The sequence below is a fragment of the Pseudoalteromonas rubra genome (assembly GCF_005887095.1).
Lineage (GTDB): Bacteria > Pseudomonadota > Gammaproteobacteria > Enterobacterales > Alteromonadaceae > Pseudoalteromonas > Pseudoalteromonas rubra_E.
The window spans coordinates 98,076-107,117 of the sequence record NZ_PNCI01000030.1; the positions used below are offsets into that span (position 1 = coordinate 98,076).

A 9,042-nucleotide genomic window follows, 5' to 3' on the forward strand; every position below is an offset into this window, starting at 1 on the left:
GGGGAGCTGCACATTTATACTGGCTCCCTATCGAGCAGCTAGTGCAATTATCTACGCCTTCTTTATTGCTTATGGCAGGTGCAGGGGTGGTTGCCTCCGCGCTGGCCTTAGTGTTTTTGTGGCTGGCCAACCGCGATGTAAAAGCCACGCTATACTGGGCGTTGTCGCCAATCTGCCTGGCACTTTGCATGATCCTGTTTGGGGTGCAAAACGAGCTGCCACTGAGTGTTCGTTATCTGTTACCCAATTTGTTTGGTCAGGCTGCCCTGATTTTGGTGCTCATTGGCTGTTACCATGCCTGCGAACAAGTTGTACCGCTGCGCCAGATTGCCTGCTATTACGGGGCATTTTTGCTCATTCACTGTATTTTCACTTACGTCGTTTCAAATTATGCGTCACGGCTGATCTTAGGTATGCTCACGCTCACCATCACATCAGGGTGGATCTGGGCTTGTCTGTATCGTTTCGGTCGGCCTCGCTATTCGGTGTCATTTGTACTGATCAGCCTGAGCCTAGGGTTTGTCACCCTGTTTGCCCTGGGTAAAGCGTTTGATGTTTTGTCAGACCCCGCAACCAGTAGCCTTCAGCAAGATCAGACATTGAAAGCGCAATTATTTGTGATTTCCTTGTTTATGAGTCAACTGGTATTTAATTTTGCGTTTGCGATCATGACCGGGGAATATCGCAATGCCAAAAACCGTGAAATTCAGCATCAATTGATAGAGTCGAATCAGGCACTGCAGCAGGCAAAGCAACGTGCAGAGCAGCACTCCAAAATGAAGTCTGAATTTTTGGCCAATATGAGTCATGAGATCCGCACACCAATCAATGGTGTCATTGGGTGTCTGAACTTATTGCTCAGTCACGACCTGGATGCACAGCAGAAACAATACGCCAAACTGGCTGACGCCAGCGCCCATTCGTTATTGGGCGTGATCAACGATATTCTGGACTTCTCTAAAATAGAATCGGGCAAACTGGAGATTAATGTCGAGTCTGTTGATCTCTATGAGTTGGTTGATTCAGTGGTGAAGTCGTTTGCGATTACGCTGGATCAAAAGCAGCTCACTTTGCTGGTAGATTGCCACGCTCTGAAACATCGCTTTGTTCGCCTGGACCCGGTTAGGGCGCGGCAAATCCTGACCAACCTGCTAAGTAATGCTGTTAAATTTACTGACACAGGTACGCTGAACCTGATTTTGAAGTGTGACGAGGTGGAATTGTCAGCCACCCAAAGGTCGGTCACTACGTTGCAGTGCGATGTCATTGATTCTGGCATTGGCATTAAACCCGAAGTCAGGCACAAACTGTTTAGTTCTTTCAGTCAATGCGATGCGTCGACAACCCGTAAATATGGTGGTACCGGATTGGGGCTTGCTATTGTTAAGCAACTTTGCAAGTTGATGAACGGAGATATTGAGCTGGTTGATAGTACCGAGCCCGGCGCCCATTTTCGTTTTCATTTTGAGGTTGAGGCGCAAAAAGGCGGGTTGTGGGGGAGGGATATTGCACCACAAGGGGCACGTGCTGCGGTGTTGTCACAGCAGCCCGGATTGACACAAATTGTCTGTCGACAGCTTGAGGTGTTGGGTTGTCAGGCACAGGTGTTGATGTTACCCCTTGCTGGCGATATCAGCCACGATGTGTTGATTTTGGATATGACTGAACCTGCGTATCAGGAGAAACAGCTGGAAGCGCTCAGGGTCTTATCGGGGAGTCGAAAAATTCTCGCTATTTGCAATATGCAATGTGATATACAGCACGAACCGGTATTTGCTCAGCATCAGATAACGGTCGTGTATCCACCGGTTACCGCCAAAGATCTGGTCCAGATGTTTTCAGGTAATTCTGGTTCTAAACTACCCGAGCCGGTTGCGCCGGAGTCGCCCTTACGTGGCGTACGTGTGTTGCTTGCAGAAGATAACCCAATCAACCAGGTGGTTGCCAGTAAAATGCTGGCAAGTTGGGAGGTAGAAGTACAACTGGCGGAGTCCGGAAAACAAGCTGTGGATATGCTCAAAGCCATGCCAGAGCATGCCTTACCGGATTTAGTGTTGATGGACTGCCAGATGCCCGTAATGGATGGCTATGAAGCAACCCGGCATATCCGCAGCAGCCCGGAGCTGGAGGCTTGTCGTGACCTGCCCATTATCGCGCTGACTGCCAATGCCATGCAGGGGGAGCGCAAAACGTGTCTGGCCTGCGGTATGAGTGGTTATGTCAGTAAACCCATTCAGGCCGATGTCCTGCAAGCTGAGATGCTCAAAATGCTGGTGGACAAAGCCGCAGGCCAAACACAGTAGCCGTCTGGCGCTCAGCGGCGAAAGAACTCTGTTTGTCTCTATTCAGAGCTTTCTACCCAGGCGTTTTTCAATTTGCCGTTGCTCCCATTTTGCACCAAACAAGTCAAAGACCTCAAATTTCAATATGTTAGATGAAGGGTAACGCACTTTCTCTGGACCACACAATTGCGAAAACCTCCCTGGCAGTATAATACTATCTGGGGGTTAGGCACACCGACATCTCAAAGGCTTGGCAGACTATAAGTAGATAACTGTCTGGCATTAGTTAGTTTTCAACTCCTGAGGCAGTACAATATGAAATACTGTGCCTTCTCCGGGCTCACTGGATAACGCAATACTGCCTTTCAAGCGAGTTTCGACTAGCTTTTTCACTATATACAAACCCAGCCCACTGCCGCCTGTGCCTACCCGGGTTGTGTAGTATTTATCAAACACCTTGCTGGTCTGTTCACATTCAATCCCTTTACCATTGTCTTTTATGCTCAGGGCGACATTGCCATCCAGATGCTCTACATGAATATCTACAGTACCTGCGGTTTGTTCTTCAAATGCGTGGATCAGTGCGTTATTGATCAGGTTGATCAACACCTGAGATAAGGCTCCGGTATCCGACACAATATGGAGTGTTTGCGGGCAGTTAATAGAAACTGTGTGGGGAGTACGTTTTAACTTGGGCGTCAGGACGTATTGAATATTGTGCAGGTAGTCGTGCAAGTTGCACTGCGAAATAGTACCACTGAACTCGCCCACCACTATGTTCTTAAAGCTGTCTATCAGGTGCATCACATTGTCCATGCTGGATAGCACTATCTCGCAGCTTTGGGCGGTGTTATCAATAAAGGCTTGCAGGTCTTGCTTTGCCAGGGTTTGCTTTTGTAGTTGCTGGCCAAGTTCTTGCTGTTTTTCATTCAGATGTGACACTGCGGTACGCACCACGCTTAAAGGCGTACCCAGCTCATGGGTGAGCTCTCCAACCAGCTCACCAATATGGCTGAAATGTTGTGAGGTCTCCAGTTGTTGCTCTTTGAGCTTTGAGAGTTTTTCCAGCTCCAGCGTCTTATCTCTGAGCGTGGAAATAAGCTCGTCGCGTAAATTGATCAGTGCCTGTATTTGCAGGTGGGTAGATACGCGGGCCAGCAACTCTTCCTGGCGAATGGGTTTTGTGACGTAATCGACCGCGCCGACGCTAAAGGCTTCAACGATGTCACTTAATTCGCTTTTGCCGGTGACAAAGATAACCGGGATCTCTTTCACTTTATCCAGTGACTTTAGCCGGCGGCAGGTTTCAAACCCGTCTATGCCGGGCATCATGACGTCGAGTAAGATTAAGTGGGGAAGGAAAATGGTGGCAATATTAATTGCTTCTTTGCCTGAAGTGGCAAATGCGACCTCGTACCCCTCGGGTTCCAAAAAGTTGGTCAGCAGTTCAAGGTTTTCAGCCTTGTCATCAACAATCAAAATTCTGCAAATGTTCAGTGAAACCGGATCATCATCCATCTTGCACCTCGTCGAGCGCCGCAATAAAGCCTGACATATCAAACCTACTTATAAATTTAGCCAAGTATTGCGCAAGCTGCCTGTTATTTGGCTGCTGTGACTCAATTTCTTTTAGGGTTTGTTTGATGCGCGAGCTGTTGTTGACCTGAGCATATTGGATCAATTGCGCGCGTTGTTCCGCGGGTAGCGAAAAATTAGCAGGCAGGATCTCATTTGACGACTCATTATCCGAGTTTGCTGACTCGGCCAGTTCTGTACTTTCAAAGTGGTCAGGGAAGAACGACAGCAGGGAGTCGAAGATTTGCTCGATTGTGTAGGGCTTACCAATAAACTGGTCAAAGCCAATACTGAGGTAATGTTGTACCTCATGGTGTAAGCTGAATGCCGAAATAGCCACGCATTTTAGCTCAGATAAACCAAGGTCCTTTCGAATGATAACCACGGCTTCATCGCCGCGCATAACCGGCATGAGCAGATCCAAAAACACAATATCAAAGTTCTTTTGCTGAATGAGTTCAATGGCTTGTTTGCCATCCTCAGCGTAATCTACGTCAATACCACAGGCAGCCAGTGTCTGGCCAAGTATCTCCCGATTATAGGCAACATCGTCTACACATAAGGCGCTCAATTGTTTGTCGGCACGAACACTTAACTGCTGCAAACTGCGTTTCTGAGCGCTGGTGGTAGCCACCTGTGCCTGTTGCAGTGGCAAAGTAAATGAAAAACAACTGCCTTTGCCGGGTTCAGATTGTACATCCAGCTTACCGCCCATCATTTCCACTTGCTTGGACGAAATACACAGACCCAGACCAGTGCCGCCTTTTTCAACACCGGCACTGCCTTGCGTAAAGCTAGTAAAGAGGTTTTGCAGATCTTCCGGTACGATCCCCGGTCCGGTGTCTTGCACCTCAAAGTGGTGTAACCCAGGCTCTGGCTGGGTGTAGCTCAGTTTAATGGTCCCCTGGTCAGTAAACTTTACGGCATTACCAAGCAAATTGATCAGCACCTGGCGCAGTTTACCCTGGTCGCCATGAACCCCTGTCGGTGCATTAAGCGTGTTGTCTAGTTGCCAGGTAAGCTGCTTTTGCTCGCACTTGAGCTTGAACATACTCCCCAGGTCTTCAAGCAGAGCATTCAGTTCAAAATCAACGGGGTTGAGCTTACTTGAACCCGCTTCTATTTTTGAAATATCCAGCACGTCGTTAATGATGTCCAGCAGATGATTGCCTGCGCGGATAATTTTGTTCATGGTGCCTTTGTGGCTGGTGCTTAAATCATTGGTTCGTTCGAGTAATTGGGCAAAGCCAAGCACCGCATTGAGCGGGGTACGGATCTCGTGGCTCATGTTCGATAAAAACATGCTTTTTGCCAGATTGGCTTGCTCTGCGCGCTCTCTTGCCGATTGCAATTCAGCCGTGCGTTCTTCGACCAACCCCTCAAGCTCAATATTATTGTTACTGAGCCTTTCCTGAAGCTGGGTGTTACGCCAGGCAATGCCCAGATTATGGCCCAAATTCAGCAGTAGTTGCGCTTCTTGCTCTTCTATCAGGTTGGTGTAACAGGCTATCGCAAAGATGGGCGTACCATCGGCTTTATCACCCAAAAATAGCAGGGCGTAATTGTCCAAAATGGCACTGCGCTCTGAATGGGCGCTCTCTTGAGCACTGTATTGCACCATAAATTGCTGCCGGATTGGCTCTGGCATGGCCAGCGCAATGTCTTCCTGAGGCAGGATCTGCTCAAAGCTTTCTTTGGTGCGATCCAGCTCAACAATAAATACACTCATTGGGGCAGGTTCAAATTGCTGGCTCAGTGGCAAAGTTTCGGTGAGGGTCTGAAACACCCTAAGTTCAAATTCAACCAGCTCAGAGTCGCTCAAAAGGGCATTGGTACAGGTGATGATTTTGTCCAGTCCGGACTGAACTTGCTGGGTTTTGTCCAGGTGCTGGTAGGTACGCAGTGCAACCAGCACCGACGCTTTTAATTTACTGCTGGTAAGCTCCGTTTTGGTTTTGTAGTCGTTAACATCGTATTCCCGGGTAATGTCAGATTCTGGCGCCATACCTGGCTGGCCGGTGCGCAATATGATGCGAACTTTGTGATTCTGAGCTTGCTCACGAACATATTTTGCAAAGTCCAGTCCGGCCTCTGCGGTTTCCATCACCACGTCGAGTAAAATCAGTGCAATGTCGTCATGTTCAGCCAATATCTGCTGTGCCTGAGTACCGCTGTAGGCATTCAAAAAGGTCACGCCGCGGCCATCCAGTTCCATCTGCTCAAGTACCAGCCGTGAAATTTGATGGATGTCTTCTTCATCATCAACCAACAGGATTTTCCAGGGGGGCAGGCTGGGTAACTCTTCAGGTTCATCATCAGAGCCAAACAGGAGCGTGTCATCGTCAAACATATTACATCTCAATTCACGTACCGAACTTACAGTGTAGTGAATGATCAATAAAAACGACCACTGATTGGCGCATTTATCAGGGCAGCGGTACCCGGAATGCAAGCGTTTGGAGGGTTATAAAAGCGGCTGGGGCAGTGTGGCTTCCATGGGCTGATAAACCAGGCCACCAGACTCGGCAACCTCTCCGGCCAGCTCAAAACCATACTTTTGATAAGCCCCCACCGATGGTAGCGACAGAAAAGCATGCAGAAAAGCATGGACACCCAATCGTAAAACCCTACAGCGGATCGAGGCCGCGTCGTACAAGGGCTGGAGGGGGTAAAAATGTCGATGTCCTGTCGGCTGTTCCCGAAACAGCTGACTTACTGACATTTTAACCCTTCTTAAACTAGTAAAAGGTATAAAATTCAATGATATGCTATCTAAGCTACTGACAAAGTACGATTTTGACTTTGGTGATGGGTCGTAACATATTGATTTAATTTGTATAAATCAAAAGATATGTCTCTGGGAGTGTGAAAATACACCTTTACATAGCATATTGATTGGAAATGGAGTTTTAGGCTGGTTTCATAAAAAAGTGCGAGGTCTGAACGCAAGTAGCTGGCGCGATTTCTGTGGGCGAGTTGCGTGAAAATAATGCTTAGTGCGGCGATTTGAACGGGCGATTTAATAGGCAGTTGCGCATACTACGCAAACTAGTAGTAATAAAATCGCTCAGGCCAGGTGACCTGACCGGCACCATCTGCTTTTCGGTTACCCATGCATTTTCCGCATAACGGGAAGAGGTGTGCTTTGTCGTTGGGTTTAAGCAGCTCTTTCAGCTGTCGCTGCAGTTTAATGAGTTGTTTGGATGTGGTATCAATTTCGAACACAGAATACCCCTCTAAAGTCGGGGGTCACTTAGCCAATCATTTCAACAACGGCATCGTTGATTCATCCATGAAGCGCTAAGCGGTGCGTTCGCCAGAATCGGCCGTCCAGGGCCTGTTTTACTATTTTGCTTTCCCTGCAAAATACCAAAACTGGCTTACGGCGTCCTGCCTCCAGTGTTCAAATCACGCAAAAAGCGGTGCTTTTTAAAACGCATGATTTTCACTCATCGAGCCTGAAAAAGCGATGCTTTTTCCGGGCGGCTCTCAGCATCTAAAGTCGGGGCTTCCGGTACGTAATATGCAAGCATATGGGAGAAACCCAAGAGTGTCTCAATCCCCTCTAAAGTCGGGGCTTCCGGTACAATGAAAAAATTAAGTAAAAAGCAACAGAAAACGGGGTCTCAATCCCCTCTAAAGTCGGAGCTACCGGTACTTCTCTGTTAACACGTTTGAAGTTTACGGTACGTCTCAATCCCCTCTAAAGTCGGGGTCACTTAGCCAATCATTTCAACAGTGGTATCGTTGATTCATCCATGAAGCGCCAACCAGTTCGGCCGTCCAGGGCCTCACCTTCGAGTCTGAAAAAGCGGTGCTTTTTCCGGGCGGCTCTCAGCCTCTAAAGTCGGGGTCACCAGTACTATAGCGGATCGAGGCCTCGTCGTACAAAAACAAAAAGCATGGACACCCAATCGTAAAGCCAGCAAAGCTCTGGCGCCGAGCTTTGCCTAATCGGGTTGAACATTTTTCAAAAAATGAAGTAAGGAATATCAGAGCTAAGCTACATTCCGGCTGGCTACCGCTCAAGTAACGCCGTATTGCGCTCAATTGCAGGCGATCGCCCACGATAGAGCTCTGCCAGTGTTGCAGTTGTATTTTAAATGGTTGAGATAAGGGGTTCTATCCCAACAAGCGCTCGCAGTTAGTCAGGTTTGGGCGTCGCTGCTTTTGAAGGTGTGAACAGTATTCGGTCATGGCCTGCTGTCGGCCGACAGCACCGTGGAATACTTTGGTAAACCTAGTGGTGAGTTTTAGCCAGTTTTCGGGCTCTATCTGTAATCGTGAAAGAATAGGTTGTTCATCAATGATATGACCGCGCTTGTCTGCGCGTAAGCATCTGCCTGTAAGTTCAACTAATTCAATGTAGTATTTGAGCTCAAAGGGCAGTCCTTTAGGCATATTCTGTCTTGGATTACCCGCAAAGCGCAGAAGGTTTTTAGGTTGTTTGCCGTGTTGGGCATGTTCAATGCGTTTTTTGATACTTGTGAAATCTGACGTTTCCGGGGTGCAGGCGATTTTGGCTCGGATAGGATTCAGGTCAACATAGGCCATACATGCAGCCAGTGCGGCTTCATCAAGGAGTGCCTGAGATTTAAACCTGCCTTCCCAGAACCGGCCTGTGCAGCCATCTTCTTTGTTTGCCCGACGTGCAATGTCTTCGTTGAGTACGCGCATAAACCAGCTGACGCTCGCCAGCCTTTCTCTGTACATATCGACGATGCTACTGAGCATAATAAGCTCGGATGGAGTTAACTCATTCCCGTCAATGAATTTTTGCGTCAGCCAGTTTCCTTTAAATAGTTTGTGCCAACGGATAACTATGGCCTTATCTGACAAGCGACTAGCTTTCTTATCATCAACATATAACACAATATGAGTGTGATTACTCATCACGGCATAGGCACAGATATCTATACAGAACACCATGGCTAGCGCTAGGAGTTTTTCCTCTACCCATTCGCGGCGATGCTCATAAGATTTACCGGTTAATTTGTCTTCACCGCACAGAAAGGCTCGTCTTACGCAGCGAGATATGCAGTGATAGTACTTGGTGTCCACCAAGCTGATTTGATTCTTCCGTGCGGTTGGCATCTTGTTCGTCCTTATCCTTGGAGCTGATTACAAGCGTAGACGGTGGAGGTTTGGCGCACAAGTTTTGGGCTGGGTGATTGAGATGGACGCT

Annotated in this window: 6 protein-coding genes; 1 reads left to right on the top strand and 5 read right to left on the bottom strand. The window is 48.1% G+C overall.

The annotated features are described in order from the left end of the window. The first annotated feature begins 41 nt into the window (after window positions 1-41). A complete protein-coding gene (locus tag CWB99_RS13880) occupies window positions 42-2,303 on the top strand; it encodes an ATP-binding protein (RefSeq protein ID WP_138551687.1) in 2,262 nt (753 codons plus the stop codon). A 261-nt stretch (window positions 2,304-2,564) separates the two neighbouring features. Here the strand turns inward: CWB99_RS13880 and CWB99_RS13890 are convergent, their stop codons facing one another. The 5 genes from CWB99_RS13890 to CWB99_RS13910 form a co-directional block, all read right to left on the bottom strand. After that, the gene (locus tag CWB99_RS13890) at window positions 2,565-3,800 is read right to left on the bottom strand and encodes a hybrid sensor histidine kinase/response regulator (RefSeq protein WP_138551688.1); all 1,236 of its coding nucleotides are present in this window, start codon (window positions 3,798-3,800) and stop codon (window positions 2,565-2,567) included. Then, window positions 3,793-6,207: a hybrid sensor histidine kinase/response regulator gene (locus CWB99_RS13895; protein ID WP_138551689.1), complete on the bottom strand. Its 2,415-nt coding sequence runs from the start codon at window positions 6,205-6,207 to the stop codon at window positions 3,793-3,795. The genes CWB99_RS13890 and CWB99_RS13895 overlap by 8 nt, the downstream gene beginning before the upstream one ends. 114 nt (window positions 6,208-6,321) lie before the next feature. After that, the gene (locus CWB99_RS24605) at window positions 6,322-6,579 is read right to left on the bottom strand and encodes a GNAT family N-acetyltransferase (protein ID WP_249331906.1); all 258 of its coding nucleotides are present in this window, start codon (window positions 6,577-6,579) and stop codon (window positions 6,322-6,324) included. 326 nt (window positions 6,580-6,905) lie between these two features. Continuing rightward, on the bottom strand, window positions 6,906-7,082 hold the full coding sequence (locus CWB99_RS13905; RefSeq protein WP_138551690.1) for a CRISPR-associated endonuclease Cas2: 177 nt from the start codon (window positions 7,080-7,082) through the stop codon (window positions 6,906-6,908). Between the two features lie 897 nt (window positions 7,083-7,979). Further along, a complete protein-coding gene (locus CWB99_RS13910; protein WP_138551691.1) occupies window positions 7,980-8,951 on the bottom strand; it encodes a transposase in 972 nt (323 codons plus the stop codon). Between the last annotated feature and the right edge of the window lie 91 nt (window positions 8,952-9,042).

Coding starts and splice junctions, on each gene's coding strand:
- CWB99_RS24605 (WP_249331906.1), bottom strand. CDS start 6,579: ATGTCAGTAAGTCAGCTGTTTCGGGAACAGCCGACAGGACATCGACAT.
- CWB99_RS13895 (WP_138551689.1), bottom strand. CDS start 6,207: ATGTTTGACGATGACACGCTCCTGTTTGGCTCTGATGATGAACCTGAA.
- CWB99_RS13890 (WP_138551688.1), bottom strand. CDS start 3,800: ATGGATGATGATCCGGTTTCACTGAACATTTGCAGAATTTTGATTGTT.
- CWB99_RS13910 (WP_138551691.1), bottom strand. CDS start 8,951: ATGCCAACCGCACGGAAGAATCAAATCAGCTTGGTGGACACCAAGTAC.